Here is a 17493-nt window from a genome sequence, read left to right as displayed (position 1 = left end):
AGCGATTACTCGTTATCAGAACCGCCCAGACCTGCGTTCAGCAGTTCTGCCAGGCTGGCAGATGCGTCTTCTGCAGTCACCTGCGGTGCAGCCGGAGCTTCACCTGCAGCACGGCGACGCATACGATCCTGGTGGTACGCGTAACCGGTACCTGCCGGGATCAGACGACCCACAATAACGTTCTCTTTCAGACCACGCAGTTCGTCGCGTTTGCCCGCAACGGCTGCTTCGGTCAGCACGCGAGTGGTCTCCTGGAACGATGCCGCGGAGATGAAGGACTCGGTTGCCAGAGACGCTTTGGTGATACCCAGCAGATCGCGGGAGTAAGTTGCCCCCACTTTGCCGTTCGCTTCCAGTTCGCGGTTAGCGATCTTGACGCGAGAGTATTCAACCTGTTCGCCTTCCAGGAAGTCGGAGCTACCCGCATTAACGATAGTCGCTTTACGCAGCATCTGACGAACGATAACTTCGATGTGCTTATCGTTAATCTTAACGCCCTGCAGACGGTATACGTCCTGAACTTCGTTAACGATGTAACGAGTCACAGCATGAACGCCACGCAGACGCAGAATGTCATGCGGCGCTTCTGGACCGTCGGAAATTACGTCACCACGTTCTACACGTTCACCTTCGAACACGTTGAGCTGACGCCATTTCGGAATCATCTCTTCGTACGGTTCGCTGCCATCTACCGGGGTGATAACCAGACGACGTTTGCCTTTGGTTTCTTTACCGAAGGAAACAACGCCGCTGACTTCAGCCAGGATTGCCGGCTCTTTCGGACGACGCGCTTCGAACAGATCCGCAACGCGCGGCAGACCACCGGTGATATCCTTGGTACCGCCGGATTCCTGCGGAATACGCGCTAGGGTGTCACCGGAGCTTATCTGTACGCCATCTTCCAGTTGAACAATCGCTTTACCCGGCAGGAAGTACTGCGCAGGCATGTCAGTCCCTGGGATCAGAACGTCGTTACCCTGAGCATCAACGATTTTCAGCGCCGGACGCAGATCTTTACCACCTGCGGTACGTTCTGCAGAATCCAGAACCACCAGCGAAGACAGACCGGTCAGTTCATCGGTCTGACGCGTAATGGTCTGACCGTCGATCATGTCAGTAAAGCGAACAAAACCGCTTACTTCGGTGATAACCGGCATGGTGTGCGGGTCCCAGTTTGCAACGGTTTCGCCGCCAGCAACCTGTTCGCCATCGCCTTTCGCCAGTACCGCACCGTAAGGTACTTTGTAGCTTTCTTTGGTACGACCGAATTCGTCGATCAGTTTCAGTTCAGTGTTACGGGAAGTGATAACCAGTTTACCGCTGGAGTTCACAACCGACTTCACGTTGCTGAGCTTGATGCTACCTTTGTTTTTCACCTGAATACTGGATTCAGCAGCCGCACGAGATGCCGCACCACCGATGTGGAACGTACGCATGGTCAGCTGTGTACCCGGTTCACCGATGGACTGTGCCGCGATAACGCCGATAGCTTCACCTTTGTTGATGAGGTGGCCACGCGCCAGGTCACGACCATAGCAGTGCGCACATACACCAAAGTCGGTGTCACAGGATACAACGGAACGAACTTTAACCGCGTCGACAGAGTTCTCTTCCAGCAGGTCACACCACTGTTCGTGCAGCAGCGTGTTGCGCGGAACGAGAATGTCGGCAGTACCCGGCTTCAGAACGTCTTCTGCAGTTACACGACCCAGTACGCGATCGCGCAGCGGCTCTTTAACATCGCCACCCTCGATAACCGGAGTCATCAGGATACCTTCATGGGTACCACAATCGTCTTCGGTAACCACCAGGTCCTGCGCTACGTCAACCAGACGACGGGTCAGGTAACCAGAGTTCGCCGTTTTCAGTGCGGTATCCGCCAGACCTTTACGAGCACCGTGGGTAGAGATGAAGTACTGGAGTACGTTCAGACCTTCACGGAAGTTAGCGGTGATTGGCGTTTCGATGATGGAGCCATCCGGCTTCGCCATCAGACCACGCATACCAGCAAGCTGACGAATCTGTGCCGCAGAACCACGCGCACCGGAGTCGGCCATCATGTAGATGCTGTTGAAGGAAACCTGTTTCTCTTCCTGACCGTCACGGTTGATAACGGTTTCAGTTTGCAGGTTATCCATCATCGCTTTGGATACACGATCGTTCGCCGCAGCCCAGATATCGATAACTTTGTTGTAGCGTTCGCCCGCAGTTACCAGACCAGACTGGAACTGCTCCTGAATTTCAGCAACTTCTGCTTCTGCCTCGGAGATGATTTCGTGTTTCTTCTCCGGGATGACCATGTCATCGATACCAACAGATGCACCGGAACGTGCTGCATAGGCAAAGCCGGTATACATGATCTGGTCCGCAAAAATAACGGTCGGTTTCAGACCAAGAATGCGGTAGCAGGTGTTCAGCATTTTGGAGATTGCTTTTTTACCCAGCGCCTGGTTGACGATGGAGTAAGGCAGACCTTTCGGTACGATCATCCACAGAATGGCACGACCAACAGTCGTGTCTTTCAGGCTGGTTTTCGCGACTAATTCACCGTTAGCATCTTTTTCATACTCGGTGATACGCACTTTAACGCGCGCATGCAGAGAAGCCAGGCCGGAGCGATACAGACGTTCTGCTTCTTTCGGGCCAGTCAGCACCATGCCTTCGCCTTTGGCGTTAACACAGTCACGGGTCATGTAGTACAGACCCAGTACAACGTCCTGAGACGGAACGATGATTGGTTCGCCGTTCGCCGGGGACAGGATGTTGTTGGTAGACATCATCAGCGCACGCGCTTCGAGCTGGGCTTCCAGCGTCAGCGGTACGTGAACAGCCATCTGGTCACCGTCGAAGTCGGCGTTATATGCCGCACAAACCAGCGGGTGCAGCTGGATAGCTTTACCTTCGATCAGTACCGGTTCAAATGCCTGGATACCCAGACGGTGCAGAGTCGGTGCACGGTTCAGCAGTACCGGGTGTTCGCGGATAACTTCGTCCAGGATATCCCAAACGACAGCTTCTTCGCGCTCAACCATTTTCTTCGCAGCTTTAATGGTGGTAGCAAGACCACGCAGTTCCAGCTTGCCGTAGATAAACGGTTTAAACAGCTCCAGCGCCATTTTCTTCGGCAGACCACACTGATGCAGACGCAGGTATGGACCTACGGTGATAACCGAACGACCGGAGTAGTCAACACGCTTACCGAGCAGGTTCTGACGGAAACGACCCTGTTTACCTTTGATCATGTCGGCCAAAGATTTCAGCGGACGCTTGTTGGAACCGGTGATTGCACGACCACGACGACCGTTATCCAGCAGGGCGTCAACCGCTTCCTGCAACATACGTTTTTCGTTACGTACGATGATGTCCGGCGCAGCCAGATCCAGCAGGCGTTTCAGACGGTTGTTACGGTTAATAACGCGACGATACAGATCGTTCAGGTCAGACGTTGCGAAACGACCACCATCCAGCGGAACCAGCGGACGCAGATCTGGCGGCAGTACCGGCAGAACGGTCAGGATCATCCACTCTGGTTTGTTGCCAGACTGAACGAACGCTTCCAACAGCTTGATACGCTTGGTTAGCTTTTTACGCTTGGTTTCGGAGTTGGTTTCGTTCAGCTCTTCACGCAGCTGTTCGCACTCTTGCTCCAGATCCATGCTCTTCAGCAGGGCCTGGATTGCTTCCGCACCCATTTTTGCGTCGAATTCGTCACCGAACTCTTCCAGCGCGTCCAGATACTGCTCTTCAGTCAGGATCTGCTGACGCTCCAGGTTGGTCATACCGCCTTCGATAACCACATAGGATTCAAAGTACAGTACGCGTTCGATATCGCGCAGCGGCATATCGAGCAGCAGGCCGATACGGGACGGCAGCGATTTCAGGAACCAGATGTGCGCAGTCGGGGAAGCCAGTTCGATGTGGCCCATACGCTCACGACGTACTTTGGTCTGGGTCACTTCAACGCCGCACTTCTCACAGATGACGCCACGGTGTTTCAGGCGCTTGTACTTACCGCACAGGCACTCGTAATCTTTTACCGGCCCAAAGATACGGGCGCAGAAAAGGCCGTCACGTTCTGGTTTGAACGTACGGTAGTTGATGGTTTCCGGCTTTTTAACTTCACCGAAAGACCATGAACGGATCATGTCTGGCGAAGCCAGAGCAATTTTGATCGCATCAAACTCTTCGGTTTTAGTCTGCGCTTTCAGAAACTTTAATAAATCTTTCACGGATTTGCTCCCGTCGGAGTTAGCACAATCCGCTGCCGGGAATTATCCCGACAGCAGTGACCTGTTTGAGCGAGAATTACTCGTCTTCCAGTTCGATGTTGATACCCAGCGAACGAATCTCTTTCAACAATACGTTGAAGGATTCTGGCATGCCCGGCTCCATCTGATGGTTGCCGTCCACGATGTTTTTATACATCTTGGTACGACCGTTCACGTCATCAGACTTAACGGTGAGCATTTCCTGCAGGGTGTATGCCGCGCCATAGGCTTCCAGCGCCCACACTTCCATCTCCCCGAAACGCTGACCACCGAACTGCGCCTTACCACCCAGCGGTTGCTGAGTAACCAGGCTGTAAGAACCGGTAGAACGCGCGTGCATTTTGTCGTCGACCAGGTGGTTCAGTTTCAGCATGTACATGTAACCTACGGTTACCGGACGTTCGAACTGTTCACCTGTGCGGCCGTCGTACAGAGTGATCTGACCAGAAGTCGGCAGGTCGCCCAGTTTCAGCAGCTCTTTAATTTCTGCTTCTTTCGCACCGTCGAAGACCGGCGTTGCGATTGGCATACCTTTGCGCAGGTTTTCCGCCAGACGCATAACTTCTTCATCGCTGAAGGTACTCAGGTCAACTTTCTGACGAACGTCGGCGCCCAGATCGTACGCACGCTGGATGAATTCGCGCAGTTTCGCGACTTCTTGCTGCTGTTTCAGCATGGCGTTGATCTTGTCGCCAATACCTTTCGCAGCCATACCCAGGTGGGTTTCCAGAATCTGACCGATGTTCATACGAGACGGTACGCCCAGCGGGTTCAGTACGATGTCTACCGGCGTACCGTTTTCATCGTAAGGCATATCTTCGATCGGGTTGATCTTAGAAATTACACCCTTGTTACCGTGACGACCTGCCATCTTGTCACCAGGCTGGATACGACGTTTAACCGCCAGATATACCTTAACAATCTTCAGCACGCCCGGTGCCAGATCGTCGCCCTGGGTGATTTTGCGGCGTTTCGCTTCGAGTTTCTTCTCGAACTCGTGTTTCAGTTCGTCATACTGCTCAGCCAGTTGTTCCAGCTGATTTTGTTTCTCTTCGTCGGTCAGGCCCAGTTCAAGCCAGCGATCGCGCGGCAGTTTGTCGAGCTTCTCAGCTTCAACGCCACCGGCTACCAGTACTGCACGGATACGGCTGAACAGACCCGCTTCGAGGATCTGCAGTTCTTCAGACAGGTCTTTCTTCGCCTGTTTGAGCTGCATTTCTTCGATTTCCAGCGCACGCTTGTCTTTTTCTACGCCATCGCGAGTAAAGACCTGAACGTCGATAACCGTACCGGATACACCGTTTGGTACGCGCAGAGAAGAGTCTTTAACGTCAGACGCTTTCTCACCGAAGATCGCACGCAGCAGTTTTTCTTCTGGGGTCAGCTGGGTTTCACCTTTCGGCGTTACCTTACCCACCAGGATGTCGCCACCAGTTACTTCAGCACCAATGTAAACGATACCGGATTCATCCAGTTTGGAGAGCGCAGCTTCACCCACGTTCGGGATGTCAGCGGTGATCTCTTCCGGCCCCAGCTTGGTGTCTCGGGACACACACGCCAGTTCCTGAATGTGGATGGTGGTGAAACGGTCTTCCTGAACCACACGCTCAGAGACGAGGATGGAGTCTTCGAAGTTGTAACCATTCCACGGCATGAACGCTACGCGCATGTTCTGACCGAGCGCCAGTTCACCGAGGTCGGTGGACGGACCATCTGCCAGCACGTCGCCACGTTCTACTGGTTCACCCAGAGACACACACGGCATCTGGTTGATACAGGTGTTCTGGTTAGAACGGGTGTATTTGGTCAGGTTGTAGATGTCGATACCTGCTTCGCCCGGATACATTTCGTCTTCGTTAACTTTGATAACGATACGGGAAGCATCCACGTACTGAACGACACCACCACGTTTAGCCACCGCAGTTACACCGGAGTCAACGGCAACAGCACGTTCCATACCCGTACCAACCAGCGGCTTATCAGCACGCAGAGTCGGAACGGCCTGACGTTGCATGTTCGCACCCATCAATGCACGGTTGGCGTCATCGTGTTCAAGGAACGGGATCAGGGACGCACCGACGGATACCACCTGTTGGGTGGATACGTCCATGTAGTCAACCTGGTCGCGGCTGAACAAGCTGGATTCACCTTTACTACGACAAGTTACCAGGTCTTCAACGAAGCGGCCTTCTTCATCCAGGTTGGAGTTCGCCTGGGCAATAACGTAGTTGCCTTCTTCGATAGCAGACAGGTAGTGAATTTCGTCGGTTACCACACCATCGGTCACTTTACGATACGGAGTCTCGAGGAAGCCGTATTCGTTAGTCTGTGCGTACACGGACAGAGAGTTGATCAGACCGATGTTCGGACCTTCAGGCGTTTCGATAGGACATACGCGACCGTAGTGAGTCGGGTGTACGTCTCGAACTTCGAAGCCCGCGCGTTCACGAGTCAGACCGCCAGGGCCGAGTGCGGAGATACGACGTTTGTGCGTAATCTCAGACAGTGGGTTGTTCTGGTCCATAAACTGAGACAGCTGGCTGGAACCGAAGAACTCTTTAACTGCTGCAGAAATCGGTTTGGCGTTGATCATGTCCTGAGGCATCAGGGTATCCAGATCGCCCAGAGACAGACGCTCTTTCACCGCACGCTCTACACGTACCAGGCCAACGCGGAACTGGTTCTCCGCCATTTCGCCAACGGAACGGATACGACGGTTGCCGAGGTGGTCGATATCATCGACTTCGCCTTTACCGTTACGGATATCGATGAGCTTTTTCATAACATCAATGATGTCGTCTTTGCTCAGGATACCGGAACCTTCGATTTCTTCGCGCAGTAGAGAACGGTTGAACTTCATGCGACCAACCGCAGACAGGTCATAGCGGTCTTCAGAGAAGAACAGGTTCTCGAACAGGCTTTCGGCAGCTTCACGAGTCGGCGGCTCGCCAGGGCGCATCATACGGTAGATTTCTACCAGTGCGCTCAGACGGTCATTAGTTGGGTCGACACGTAAGGTTTCAGAGATATATGGGCCGTGATCCAGATCGTTGGTGAACAGCGTTTCGATACGCTTGTGACCAGACTGGCTCAGCTTAGCCAGCAGATCCAGGCTCAGCTCCATGTTCGCAGCACAGATCAGCTCGCCGGTAGACTCATCAATGTAGTCTTTAGCAACCACTTTACCTGCGATGTACTCAACCGGAACTTCGATCAGTTTGACGTCGTCTTTTTCCAGCTGGCGAATGTGGCGCGCAGTAATACGGCGGCCTTTTTCTACGTACACTTTACCGTTAGCTTCGATGTCGAAAGATGCGGTTTCACCACGCAGGCGTTCCGGCACCAGTTCCATCTGCAGCTTGTTGTCGCGGATTTCAAAAATAACTTTTTCAAAGAACAGGTCGAGGATCTGTTCAGTGGTGTAGTTCAGGGCACGCAGAATGATGGTCGCAGGCAGTTTACGGCGACGGTCGATACGTACGAACAGGTTGTCCTTCGGATCGAATTCGAAGTCCAGCCAGGAACCACGGTAAGGAATGATGCGCGCGTTATACAGCACTTTACCCGAAGAGTGGGTTTTACCTTTGTCGGAGTCAAAGAAGACGCCCGGACTACGGTGCAGCTGGGAAACAATAACACGCTCAGTACCGTTGATAACAAAGGTACCGTTGTCAGTCATGAGCGGAATTTCGCCCATGTAGACTTCTTGTTCTTTAATGTCTTTTACGGTGCCTTCCGGCGCTTCGCGCTCATAGATCACCAGACGCAGTTTAACGCGCAGCGGTGCGGAATAGGTCACGCCACGGATTTGACATTCCTGGACGTCAAACACCGGTTCGCCAAGGCGGTAGCTGACGTATTGCAGCTCGGAATTACCGCTGTAGCTCTGAATCGGGAACACGGAACGGAAAGCAGCTTCCAGACCATACTGCCCTTCAGGATCTTGCTCGATGAACTTCTGAAACGAGTCAAGCTGGATAGAAAGGAGATAAGGTACATCCAGAACTTGTGGACGTTTACCAAAATCCTTACGAATACGTTTTTTCTCGGTATAGGAGTAAACCATAGGGTTCCTCAGCTCGCTGACAAGTCGACCCATCTGTCCTGCGGGGGACAGTTTGTGCAACACTATTTTGTTGACCGGAAAATGGAACACTTTCCGCAATGCCTGTTGCTATCACGCTTAAACCATTTCATTGCGATTTACACAGAACGGACGTTCTGTCGCAGTATATTAAGTCGTCGATAGAAACAAGCATTGAAAGGCACAGCAGTAGTCAAACAGTGTGAAACGCTACTGGCGCCTTACAGCGCAAAAAGGCTGGTGACTAAAAAGTCACCAGCCATCAGCCTGATTTCTCAGGCTGCAACCGGAAGGGTTGGCTTATTTAACTTCAACTTCAGCGCCAGCTTCTTCCAGAGCTTTTTTCAGTGCTTCAGCGTCATCTTTGCTCACGCCTTCTTTCAGAGCAGCCGGAGCAGATTCTACCAGGTCTTTAGCTTCTTTCAGACCCAGGCCAGTTGCGCCACGTACTGCTTTGATAACAGCAACTTTGTTAGCGCCAGCCGCTTTCAGAATTACGTCGAATTCAGTTTTTTCTTCAGCAGCTTCAGCAGCCGGGCCAGCAGCTACAGCTACAGCAGCAGCAGCGGAAACACCGAATTTTTCTTCCATTGCAGAGATCAGTTCTACAACGTCCATTACAGACATAGCTGCAACTGCTTCAATGATTTGATCTTTAGTGATAGACATTTAAATTGTTCCTGAATATCAGAATAAGTTTATACGTAAGCGAATGCGTTAAAAAGATAACTGCGATTACGCAGCTTCTTTCGCATCGCGTACAGCAGCCAGAGTACGAACCAGTTTGCCAGCCGAAGCTTCTTTCATGGTTGCCATCAGGCGTGCAATTGCTTCTTCGTAGGTCGGCAGAGTTGCCAGGCGGTCGATCTGAGACGCCGGGATCAGCTCACCTTCAAAGGCAGCGGCTTTGACCTCAAATTTTGCATTCGCTTTCGCGAACTCTTTGAACAGACGAGCAGCAGCGCCCGGGTGTTCCATAGAGTATGCAATCAGGGTCGGACCAACAAACGCGTCTTTCAGGCACTCGAACGGAGTACCTTCAACAGCACGACGCAGCAGGGTGTTACGAACAACACGCATGTATACGCCAGCTTCGCGACCTGCTTTACGCAGTTCAGTCATTTTATCTACAGTTACGCCACGGGAATCCGCAACTACTGCAGACAGCGCGCCTTTGGCTACTTCGCTGACTTCAGCAACAATCGCTTGTTTGTCTTGAAGATTTAAAGCCATTAGCTTTGCTCCTGGATGTTTGCCAGAGAAAATCTCTGGAACTCACTTCACTCCTCCAAATGGAGAGAGCATCTTTAATACGGTGAGCAGAAACAAGCCAGAATATAAAAGAATAATCTTAGCGTTCTGTCACCGTCTACGCAGGGTATTAAGTCTCTTACGAAACACCTGCGGTCTTCGACGGAGGTCTGGATAGGCCAGACTCCAACGAACAAATCTTTTCTACCCGTCGCTATTCAGTTTGTAACGGCCTTGCCGCCCCTCGAATATCGCGGATATAAACCTGCTTTAAGCAGCATACGTGGGGGGTAAGATTGTAGACAAAATCACCGCCCACGTAAAGGCATTAGTTTGCAGATGCGCTCAGGCCAGCCTGGTCAACTGCAACACCTGCACCCATGGTGGTGGAGATGCTAACTTTCTTGATGTACACGCCTTTCGCCTGAGTCGGTTTTGCTTTTTTCAGCGCAACCAGCAGAGCTTCCAGGTTTTCTTTCAGTTTGTCAGCGTCAAAGTCCACTTTACCGATGGTGGTGTGGATGATGCCGTTTTTGTCGTTACGGTAACGGATCTGGCCAGCTTTAGCGTTTTTAACCGCTTCAGCAACGTTCGGCGTTACAGTACCCACTTTCGGGTTTGGCATCAGGCCGCGCGGACCCAGAACCTGGCCCAGCTGGCCAACAACGCGCATTGCATCCGGGGAAGCAATAACAACGTCAAAGTTCATTTCGCCTTTCTTGATCTGGTCAGCCAGATCTTCCATACCTACCAGTTCAGCGCCTGCAGCTTTAGCAGCTTCAGCGTTTGCACCCTGGGTAAATACGGCTACGCGAACGGAACGGCCAGTACCGTGCGGCAGTACAGTTGCGCCACGTACGTTCTGGTCAGATTTACGAGCGTCGATGCCGAGGTTAACAGCAACGTCCACGCTTTCTACGAATTTAGCAGTCGCCAGCTCTTTCAGCAGAGCGATAGCTTCGTTGATGTCGTACTGTTTGGTTGCATCAACTTTCTCGCGGATAACACGCATGCGCTTGGTCAGTTTAGCCATTTCTTAGTCCTCCACTACCAGGCCCATGGAACGTGCAGTACCTTCGATGGAGCGAGTCATCGCTTCAATGTCGGCACCAGTCATGTCGGCAGCTTTGGTCTGCGCGATTTCCTGCAGCTGAGCGCGGGAAATTTTACCCACTTTGTCTTTGTTCGGCTTACCGGAACCAGACTTGATACCAGCCGCTTTTTTCAGCAGAACTGCTGCCGGCGGAGTCTTGGTAACGAAAGTGAAAGAACGGTCAGCGTAAACAGTGATAACTACCGGGATCGGCAGACCTTTTTCGATGGAATCCGTTTTTGCGTTGAACGCTTTGCAGAATTCCATGATGTTTACGCCCTGCTGACCCAGAGCCGGACCTACTGGCGGGCTCGGGTTAGCCATACCAGCTGCAACCTGCAGCTTGACATAGGCTTGTACTTTCTTAGCCATTATAAATTCCTCAAGTTGGGTAATAGCGCCTCTGAGAGGCTCCCCGTGATATAAAAAATCGTTTTACGGGCAATGCCCATAAAAACAAAAGGCGCGAAATTGTATTCCAATCTCGCGCCTTGTGCAACGATTAAATCGCCGTTTTTTTGATCATTGAGTTAGGCTTTTTCAACCTGGCTGAAGTCCAGCTCTACCGGGGTCGCACGACCGAAGATAGAAACAGACACTTTCAGGCGAGACTTCTCGTAATCCACCTCTTCAACAACACCGTTGAAGTCAGCGAATGGACCATCATTAACACGAACCATTTCACCCGGTTCAAACAGCGTTTTCGGACGAGGCTTGTCACCAACCTGCTGTAGGCGGTTCATAATCGCATCGACCTCTTTATCGCTGATTGGCGCAGGACGATCGGAAGTACCGCCGATAAAGCCCATCACACGCGGTACGCTGCGCACCAAATGCCAGCTCGCGTCATTCATCACCATCTGAACGAGGACGTAGCCCGGGAAGAATTTGCGCTCGCTTTTGCGGCGCTGACCGCCACGGATTTCAACCACTTCTTCGGTTGGAACCATGACTTCACCAAACAACTCTTCCATGTTGTGTAATTTGATATGCTCACGCAGCGAAGTCGCTACGCGGCCTTCAAAACCGGAAAACGCCTGAACGACGTACCAGCGCTTTTTAGGAGCTTCAGACATCTCAGAACCTCAGGCCAGTGATAAAGGATACCAGGCGAACCAGAATACCATCCAGTCCCCACAGGATCAGTGACATTACTGCGGTAACCGCAGCCACAATCAGCGTGGTGTGCAATGTTTCCTGGCGAGTCGGCCAAATGACCTTACGGACTTCGGTACGCGCTTCACGGGCAAAAGCAACGGTTGCTTTACCTTTTGTCGTTAACAGCGCGACACCGCCCGCTGCAGCAATAAGAATTACTACGGCCAGCGCACGCAACGGCAACATAATGTCGCGATAAAGGTAGTTGCCTACAATTGCCACCAGGAGCAACGCAACCACAACGACCCACTTCATCGCTTCCAGGCCGCGCCCGCTTCCTTGAGCTTCGGTATTCGCACTCATAAACCAACCTGTCAGAAGTATTCTACAAACATTTTCACCCCGCGATCGCGAGGCAAACCAAATCGAAACGCGTATTAGCTTTTCGGATTATACGCCCTCAACAGAGCCTGTCTCAGCAATGATTATGACAAAGAAAATCACTGATGAGCCAGGTTCTGGTACGAAAGCGTGCAAAAAGGGCATCAAATGATGCCCTTTTATTGCGCATTGCGTCAAATGTTATCGGCAATTAGCCCAGAACTTTAGCTACAACGCCCGCGCCAACGGTACGACCGCCTTCACGGATTGCGAAACGCAGACCGTCATCCATCGCAATCGGGTGGATCAGGGTAACAACCATTTTAACGTTGTCGCCCGGCATTACCATCTCTACGCCTTCCGGCAGTTCGATGGTACCCGTCACGTCAGTAGTACGGAAGTAGAACTGCGGACGGTAGCCTTTGAAGAACGGAGTATGACGACCGCCTTCATCTTTGGACAGAATGTACACTTCAGATTCGAACTTGGTGTGCGGCTTGATGGTGCCCGGCTTAGCCAGTACCTGACCACGTTCGATTTCTTCACGTTTAATACCACGCAGCAGAACACCTACGTTCTCACCAGCACGGCCTTCGTCCAGCAGTTTGCGGAACATTTCAACGCCAGTACAGGTAGACTTCTGAGTCTCTTTGATACCAACGATTTCAACTTCTTCGCCCACTTTGATGATACCGCGTTCTACACGACCGGTAACAACGGTACCACGACCGGAGATGGAGAATACGTCTTCGATCGGCAGCAGGAACGGCTTGTCAATCGCACGCTCTGGTTCCGGAATGTAAGAATCCAGGAAGCCAGCCAGTTCCAGAATTTTCGCTTCCCACTCTGCGTCGCCTTCCAGCGCTTTCAGAGCAGAGCCACGAACGATCGGGGTGTCATCGCCCGGGAAATCATACTGGGACAGAAGTTCACGAACTTCCATTTCAACCAGTTCCAGCAGCTCTTCGTCATCAACCATGTCGCATTTGTTCAGGAACACGATGATGTACGGAACGCCTACCTGACGACCCAGCAGGATGTGCTCACGAGTCTGCGGCATCGGGCCGTCAGTCGCAGCAACAACCAGGATAGCGCCGTCCATCTGCGCAGCACCGGTGATCATGTTTTTAACATAGTCAGCGTGGCCCGGGCAGTCTACGTGTGCGTAGTGACGGGTCGGGGTGTCGTATTCAACGTGGGAAGTGTTGATGGTGATACCACGCGCTTTTTCTTCCGGCGCGTTATCGATCTGGTCGAATGCGCGAGCAGCACCGCCGTAGGTTTTAGCCAGTACGGTAGTGATTGCAGCGGTCAGCGTTGTTTTACCATGGTCAACGTGGCCGATAGTACCGACGTTAACGTGCGGTTTTGTACGTTCAAACTTTTCTTTAGACATCGATTGTCCCTCTAAGACACGGATAAATCGGTGATATCACCACATCAACCAGGCAACATGCCCGACTTGTTGAATGCAATAGACAGAAGGAAAAAACAGGGAGGAGAAAAGAAGTGGTGCTGATAGGCAGATTCGAACTGCCGACCTCACCCTTACCAAGGGTGCGCTCTACCAACTGAGCTATATCAGCACATCTTGGAGCGGGCAGCGGGAATCGAACCCGCATCATCAGCTTGGAAGGCTGAGGTAATAGCCATTATACGATGCCCGCATCCTGGAACTCGGCTACCTGATTTTCATTCTGCACTGAATATCGAGAGAAGCTCTCTTTATTCGAGCCGGTAAGCGAACTTATCGTCTCGGGCTACGCCATCGCGTGGCCGAAATTGGTGGTGGGGGAAGGATTCGAACCTTCGAAGTCTGTGACGGCAGATTTACAGTCTGCTCCCTTTGGCCGCTCGGGAACCCCACCGGACTTGATGGTGCCGACTACCGGAATCGAACTGGTGACCTACTGATTACAAGTCAGTTGCTCTACCTACTGAGCTAAGTCGGCATCAAGTAGCGCGCATTCTATGGAGACATGCGCGTTCATGCAACTAAAAAATTGCATAATTTGTTTTGTTGGTCACATTTTGCTCGAGACGATGAAGAAATCATCGAAGAAGGCGCTGATTAGCACACTTTTTCAGCACCGTTCTGCTTAACAACATACCGCCATCAAGACACAATCCTTTTTATCAGATGGAATATCTGTCACATTGCTTTTCAACGATAGCTCGCCGAAAGAGATTTTTTCTTATTATTCCTTCCCATCTGGTGTTACCCTCCTGCCCATTATCCCATTAAACTGAACTGTGACGCGCCATGGCGAATATCGCTTTGCCGATAGAGCTATGACCGCCAGAAACATGCTTATGAGTGTAAAAGAGCAAACGTTAATGACGCCTTACCTACAGTTTGACCGCAACCAGTGGGCAGCTCTGCGTGATTCCGTACCCATGACGTTAACGGAAGAAGAGATTGCCCGCCTCAAAGGTATAAATGAAGATCTCTCCTTAGAAGAAGTTGCCGAGATCTATTTGCCTCTGTCGCGTTTGCTGAACTTCTATATAAGCTCAAACCTGCGCCGTCAGGCAGTTCTGGAACAGTTTCTTGGTACCAACGGGCAACGTATTCCTTACATTATCAGCATTGCTGGTAGCGTCGCGGTGGGGAAAAGTACGACCGCCCGTGTATTACAGGCGCTATTAAGCCGTTGGCCGGAACATCGCCGTGTTGAGTTGATAACCACAGATGGTTTTCTTCACCCTAACCAGGTGCTTAAAGAGCGTGGCCTGATGAAGAAGAAAGGCTTCCCGGAATCGTATGATATGCATCGTCTGGTGAAGTTTGTTTCCGATCTCAAATCTGGCGTGCCAAACGTTACAGCTCCTGTTTACTCGCATCTTATTTATGATGTGATCCCGGATGGAGATAAAACTGTTGTTCAACCTGATATTTTAATTCTTGAAGGATTAAATGTCTTACAGAGCGGGATGGATTATCCGCACGACCCGCATCATGTTTTTGTTTCTGATTTCGTCGATTTTTCGATATATGTTGATGCCCCGGAAGACTTACTTCAGACATGGTATATCAATCGTTTCCTGAAATTCCGCGAAGGGGCTTTTACAGACCCGGATTCCTATTTTCATAACTACGCGAAATTAACTAAGGAAGAAGCTATTAAGACAGCCATGACGTTGTGGAGAGAGATCAACTGGCTGAACTTAAAGCAAAATATTCTACCTACTCGTGAGCGCGCCAGTTTAATCCTGACGAAAAGTGCTAATCATGCGGTAGAAGAGGTCAGACTACGCAAATAATTTTCAGGGGAGCTAATGCTCCCCTTTCTTATTTTTCTGCACTACGCAGGGATATTTCACCGCCCATCCAGGGTTTTATTATTCCATCTTGCTCAAGCAATAAAGCACCTTGTTTGTCTATTCCGCGTGAAATACCAAATATTTCTTTATCACCAATGATAAGTTTCACTGGGCGATTAATAAAATTATCCAGCTTTTCCCAGCGAGAAAGATAAGGTGCCAATCCTTCTTGCTCGAAGAGTTCCAGCGCCACGCGTAATTCACGTATTAGCATGGCCGCCAACGTATTACGATCGAGATTGATCCCCGCTTCCTGCAACGTGATCCACCCCTGATTAACGACACTCTCTTCAACCCGACGCATTGCCATGTTGATCCCGGCACCAATGACTATTTGCGCCGCATCGCCAGTTTTGCCAGTCAGTTCCACAAGAATACCTGCCAGCTTGCGATCCTGCAGATAGAGGTCATTCGGCCATTTAACACGAACTTTATCAGCACCCAGCTTGCGTAATACTTCCGCCATCACGATACCGATAACCAGACTTAAACCAATCGCCGCAGCCGGGCCTTGTTCCAGACGCCAGAACATCGACAAATATAAGTTTGCGCCAAAAGGCGAAAACCATTTCCGACCACGGCGACCACGACCTGCCTGCTGGTATTCTGCAACGCAGGCATCGCCCGATTTAAGCTCTCCGATACGATCAAGGAGATATTGATTTGTAGAATCAATAACCGGCAACACGGCCACACTGCCGCCATCCAGCTGACTCAATATCTGTTCTGCATTAAGTAACTGGATGGGCTCAGGCAGGCTGTATCCTTTACCCGGAACGGTAAAGACATCAACCCCCCAGTCACGCAGTGTCTGAATGTGTTTATTAATAGCCGCCCGGCTCATTCCCAGCGTTTCACCCAACTGCTCGCCAGAGTGAAATTCACCATTTGCTAACAGCGCGATTAATTTCAGTGGAACGGTATTATCCTTCATGAAATCGTCTCCACTGCGCTAACTTCACCTGATGCACCAATAAAGCGAACTTCTGGCTCAAGCCAGACATTAAATTTTTCACCCACTTTCTGTCTTACATGATGTGCCAGTTGCACGACATCTTCGCTTTTTGCATTGTCTTCATTAATGAGAACTAACGCCTGTTGACGGTGCACCGCAGCCCCACCCATTTGCATCCCTTTTAGCTGGCACTGATCGATAAGCCAACCTGCTGCCAGTTTTACTGAACCATCCGCCTGGGGGTAATTTGGTGCGGTTGGAAATTGTGCCAATAATGCTTTAGCCGTTTCGGCAGGTACAACAGGGTTTTTGAAGAAACTACCGGCATTGCCATTCACTTTTGGATCAGGGAGTTTGGTGGTGCGCATATGACACACCGCATCAAATACTTGCTGTGGCGTTACTGTTGTAGGATCCAGACGAGTTAAGTCACCATACGTTAGTACAGGTTGCCACTCTTTTGGCAGACGCAGACCTACGGCTACAATGGCGAAGCGGCCCTGGTATTCATGTTTAAAAATACTGTCGCGATAGCCAAAACGGCACTCTTTGGCAGTTAAGCGCACTTGCTTGCCTGTCGCCAGTTCAACACAGTCAACATAAGCGCAAACTCGCTGTAATTCTACGCCATAAGCACCAATATTCTGGATAGGTGATGAGCCAACACAACCAGGAATTAATGCCAGATTTTCCAGACCGGGCATACCTTCCTGCAAAGTGTATTTTACCAGGCGATGCCAGTTTTCTCCGGCTCCTACATGTAAATACCACGTATCAGGTTCATCATGAATTTCGATACCTTTGATTCGGTTGATGATCACCGTACCGCGATAGTCTTCCAGAAAAAGTACATTACTTCCTTCACCCAGAATAAGAACGGGTTGTCCTTCTGCGGTTGCATGCTGCCAGGCATTGAGTAGTTGTTGTTCGTCTTCGGCACATACAATGTGTTGAGCATTATGATCAATGCCAAATGTATTCCAGGGTTTTAAGGAGTGGTTCATAGCTGCTTTCCTGATGCAAAAACGAGGCTAGTTTA

General features: G+C 51.0%; 12 protein-coding genes and 4 tRNA genes. 1 reads left to right on the top strand and 15 read right to left on the bottom strand.

What is annotated here, in order from left to right:
• Window positions 1–5 precede the first annotated feature (5 nt).
• The 13 genes from rpoC to PS053_RS15835 all read right to left on the bottom strand — a co-directional run bounded on the left by rpoC (window position 6) and on the right by PS053_RS15835 (window position 14127).
• Entirely contained in the window at window positions 6–4229 is a 4224-nt protein-coding gene (gene rpoC, locus PS053_RS15895) for a DNA-directed RNA polymerase subunit beta' (protein ID WP_000653939.1), read from the bottom strand.
• A gap of 76 nt (window positions 4230–4305) precedes the next feature.
• The gene (gene rpoB / locus PS053_RS15890) at window positions 4306–8334 is read right to left on the bottom strand and encodes a DNA-directed RNA polymerase subunit beta (RefSeq protein ID WP_002460546.1); all 4029 of its coding nucleotides are present in this window, start codon (window positions 8332–8334) and stop codon (window positions 4306–4308) included.
• Window positions 8335–8652: 318 nt separating this feature from the next.
• On the bottom strand, window positions 8653–9021 hold the full coding sequence (gene rplL, locus PS053_RS15885; protein ID WP_000028876.1) for a 50S ribosomal protein L7/L12: 369 nt from the start codon (window positions 9019–9021) through the stop codon (window positions 8653–8655).
• A 66-nt stretch (window positions 9022–9087) separates the two neighbouring features.
• A complete protein-coding gene (rplJ, locus tag PS053_RS15880) occupies window positions 9088–9585 on the bottom strand; it encodes a 50S ribosomal protein L10 (RefSeq protein ID WP_001207201.1) in 498 nt (165 codons plus the stop codon).
• 346 nt (window positions 9586–9931) lie between these two features.
• On the bottom strand, window positions 9932–10636 hold the full coding sequence (gene rplA, locus PS053_RS15875; RefSeq protein ID WP_001096679.1) for a 50S ribosomal protein L1: 705 nt from the start codon (window positions 10634–10636) through the stop codon (window positions 9932–9934).
• Window positions 10637–10639: 3 nt separating this feature from the next.
• Window positions 10640–11068 carry a 50S ribosomal protein L11 gene (rplK, locus tag PS053_RS15870; protein WP_001085926.1) on the bottom strand — a complete coding sequence of 143 codons (429 nt, stop codon included), beginning with the start codon at window positions 11066–11068 and terminating at the stop codon, window positions 10640–10642.
• 158 nt (window positions 11069–11226) lie between these two features.
• Window positions 11227–11772, bottom strand: a complete 546-nt coding sequence (nusG, locus tag PS053_RS15865) for a transcription termination/antitermination protein NusG (RefSeq protein ID WP_001287521.1) — start codon at window positions 11770–11772, stop codon at window positions 11227–11229.
• 1 nt (window position 11773) lies between these two features.
• A complete protein-coding gene (gene secE / locus PS053_RS15860; RefSeq protein WP_001275702.1) occupies window positions 11774–12157 on the bottom strand; it encodes a preprotein translocase subunit SecE in 384 nt (127 codons plus the stop codon).
• Window positions 12158–12386: 229 nt separating this feature from the next.
• The gene (gene tuf, locus PS053_RS15855) at window positions 12387–13571 is read right to left on the bottom strand and encodes an elongation factor Tu (protein WP_025237921.1); all 1185 of its coding nucleotides are present in this window, start codon (window positions 13569–13571) and stop codon (window positions 12387–12389) included.
• Between the two features lie 114 nt (window positions 13572–13685).
• Window positions 13686–13761 (bottom strand) — tRNA-Thr (locus tag PS053_RS15850).
• A gap of 6 nt (window positions 13762–13767) precedes the next feature.
• Window positions 13768–13842: transfer RNA gene (locus tag PS053_RS15845), tRNA-Gly, on the bottom strand.
• A 116-nt stretch (window positions 13843–13958) separates the two neighbouring features.
• Window positions 13959–14043 (bottom strand) — tRNA-Tyr (locus PS053_RS15840).
• An 8-nt stretch (window positions 14044–14051) separates the two neighbouring features.
• A tRNA-Thr gene (locus PS053_RS15835) sits at window positions 14052–14127 on the bottom strand.
• 361 nt (window positions 14128–14488) lie between these two features.
• Here PS053_RS15835 and coaA point away from each other — a divergent pair.
• On the top strand, window positions 14489–15439 hold the full coding sequence (gene coaA / locus PS053_RS15830) for a type I pantothenate kinase (protein WP_000111603.1): 951 nt from the start codon (window positions 14489–14491) through the stop codon (window positions 15437–15439).
• Window positions 15440–15467: 28 nt separating this feature from the next.
• Here coaA and birA read toward each other — a convergent pair whose 3' ends face one another.
• Together birA and murB are read right to left on the bottom strand one after the other, a co-directional pair.
• Entirely contained in the window at window positions 15468–16433 is a 966-nt protein-coding gene (birA, locus tag PS053_RS15825) for a bifunctional biotin--[acetyl-CoA-carboxylase] ligase/biotin operon repressor BirA (RefSeq protein WP_256879503.1), read from the bottom strand.
• Window positions 16430–17458, bottom strand: a complete 1029-nt coding sequence (murB, locus tag PS053_RS15820) for a UDP-N-acetylmuramate dehydrogenase (RefSeq protein ID WP_001016678.1) — start codon at window positions 17456–17458, stop codon at window positions 16430–16432. The genes birA and murB overlap by 4 nt, the downstream gene beginning before the upstream one ends.
• Between the last annotated feature and the right edge of the window lie 35 nt (window positions 17459–17493).

Origin of the sequence: Escherichia albertii (assembly GCF_028622335.1) — a bacterium.
In the GTDB taxonomy this organism is placed as follows: domain Bacteria; phylum Pseudomonadota; class Gammaproteobacteria; order Enterobacterales; family Enterobacteriaceae; genus Escherichia; species Escherichia albertii.
The sequence above is the reverse complement of the archived record's forward strand: the minus strand, read 5'-3'. Positions and strand labels throughout refer to the sequence as shown.